Here is a 2,065-nt window from a genome sequence, read left to right as displayed (position 1 = left end):
ACAGAATAGCCGAAGTGGCTGTTGCGCGGCAAGTCAGCCGGTTGCAGTTTTGGCTTTGGCTGCGAAACGCCGCCCTCACACTGGAAAAGATAGGCCGCCCCTTCATTGGCTTGGCAGAGAGCGCCGGCTGCGTGCGCCCCGACAATTGCCCAATTGCTGCTGATGGCTACAGAATAGCCGAAGTGGCTGTTGCGCGGCAAGTCAGCCGGTTGCAGTTTTGGCTTTGGCTGCGAAACGCCGCCCTCACACTGGAAAACATAGGTGACCCCTGACCTGCTGACCTTAAGGCTGCCACTGTTATTCCCGTAGTCCCAAAAGAAACCATTCATCAGAAACCGCAAGGTTTGTCCCGGGTGGAGAACGATTGTCGCTTTTTTGGCAATATTGGTGACTTCAGCCGCTGTCAGGTTTTGGGCGACTAAGCCGTAAATGGCATTCTTCGGATACTTCGTGTATTTTTGAAGCACCGGCCACCTTTGTGGGAGCGACTCCTGAACCGCCGGGTGGAGACTGGCTAGCCCCTAGGCAGCACACTGTTGCAAGCTGGGATTTTTTACATCAGGCGACCAATTTCTCTCGGGCGTAAATGGCGTAAATGTGTCCGACGAGACTTCCGTGCTTTCGTGATTGGTATAGCAATAAACAGTTAGTTTAGGACAAATGCCCACTGGGCAATTTTACCGATTTGCGGGATTTGAGGCAACGAAAGAAGGACCCTATCGCGTCCTGCTTGCGCTTAGGGCTTTCATCCTTGTTTTACAGAAGAGGGATAACATGCCTCCTCCTGCCGGTTAAAGCCCCTTATCGCACTTGGGCTTTTTTGTCAAGCACCTCTCACCCCCACCCGCCAAAAACTCGTCACTCGTCCTAACTTTCCGCTGCCTGAGGAACCCGCACCCCTTGTGACAGTTAGCACGACAGAATCGGGGTTTCAACCGGCACTCCCCAGCCCCCCACCGGCTTTTTAGGGATTTAGGTTATAGAAACCCTCTATTATTGAAGTGTAACACAGCCCTCAAACGGCGCAAATTCGTTGCTACTTGCAATCGCTTCTCAATTATTTTTTTAACCCAAGCTTAACCTTTATTTGTTCTTTGTATCAATACGCCGAGCCAGCATTACTTTTTCTTATACCTAGGGCCTCAGTGTCAGTAGGGGTGCCAGGTGCCGGAAAGCTGTACACTATTAAGATGCCTTATTATGCCAGTTAAAGCCCCTTATCGCACTTGGGCTTTTTTGTCAAGCACCTCTCACCCCCACCCGCCAAAAACTCGTCGCTGCGCATCGCCTGGGGAAAATTGCCCGCAATGTGGAACGGGTTAACATACAGGCTCTGTAGGAGCAGCGTGTCGAATGCCCAATGCCGCAATGTGGAACGGGTTAACATACAGGCTCTGTAGGAGCAGCGTGTCGAATGCCCAATGCCCAATGCCCAATGCCCAGTGCCCAGTGCCCAGTGCCCAGTGCCCAGTGCCCAAGCTTAGACACAGGCACCCCGCCCTCTGGAGAATTCGGATCGTGATTAACCGGAAAACGTGTAATTTTTACTGCTACTGTTTAAATACAGTAAGCTGTACAGACTTTTATCTTATATAAATTGCGTTTAATTAATTTCGATAGGCCCCTGGGGTCTGGGGGATGGCCAATAATTGCAAAGACCCACCCCGCAGGGGCATACGCAAACTAATTTAACAGAAAATCTATTATTTTTAGTCTTGCAAATTCCTTCTAGCGGCTATTCCAGGAGTTTGCATTAGATAAAATCCGGTTAATTGCTAAACGAAGTTGCTTTTTAAGGGGGTGGGGCGCTTCCCTGGAGTTCAAACGAGTGGGGAAAGCGCCCCCCACGGCAGGGAAACCGGCTCTCAGGTGCGGGCGCGGTCTGGTGAAAGCCGGTGCTGCGAACAGAGGGGGGGCGCAGCTGATGTGGGGAAGTAGGGGAAGAAAGGGATTTGCCGGTGGTTAAACCTCGGCTGGAAAAAAATAGGCCGCCCTTGCATTGGCTTGGCAGAGAGCGCCGGCTGCGTGCGCCCCGACAATTGCCCAATTGCTGCTGATGGCTACA

The 2,065-nt window shown here is 51.9% G+C and carries 1 protein-coding gene; it reads right to left on the bottom strand.

The features are described 5' to 3' along the window. Window positions 1-467, bottom strand: a 467-nt coding sequence (locus OSC10802_RS43720; RefSeq protein ID WP_044172998.1) for an FG-GAP repeat protein, incomplete at its 3' end; no start/stop codon positions are given. Window positions 468-2,065 lie beyond the last annotated feature (1,598 nt).

Origin of the sequence: Kamptonema formosum PCC 10802, assembly GCF_000332335.1 — a bacterium.
Taxonomy (GTDB): Bacteria; Cyanobacteriota; Cyanobacteriia; order Cyanobacteriales; family Oscillatoriaceae; genus Oscillatoria.
The sequence above is the reverse complement of the archived record's forward strand: the minus strand, read 5'-3'. Positions and strand labels throughout refer to the sequence as shown.